General features: G+C 47.8%; 1 protein-coding gene. It reads left to right on the top strand.

All coding sequences use genetic code 11. The annotated features are described in order from the left end of the window. The coding region (locus tag COJ96_RS25770) for a contractile injection system protein, VgrG/Pvc8 family (protein ID WP_218936536.1) at positions 1-295 on the top strand (295 nt) is incomplete at both ends.

Here is a 295-nt window from a genome sequence, read left to right as displayed (position 1 = left end):
GAATATTGAGGGCTTGGCAGAAGAGGCGGTAGCTGTTGTCCGATTTGGCTTGCAACAAAAGTACTCTCAACCTTTTGTGCTGAACGTCGATATTGCCAGCAAGCTTGCTGATCTCACGGCTGTGAATTTTCTCGAAAAGAAGGCTGTGTTAACGATATTCCAGGGGGCCGAGGCACAGCGATATATTAGTGGAATTGTTACCAGCGTATCGCTTGGCGAGAACAACAATTGGCAGATGAGGTATCAACTGCGGATTTCCCCGCCCTTATGGCGCTGTGACCTTAGACAAAATTTC

This window comes from Bacillus sp. AFS073361 (assembly GCF_002567005.1).
In the GTDB taxonomy this organism is placed as follows: Bacteria; Bacillota; Bacilli; order Bacillales; family Cytobacillaceae; genus Neobacillus.
The sequence above is the reverse complement of the archived record's forward strand: the minus strand, read 5'-3'. Positions and strand labels throughout refer to the sequence as shown.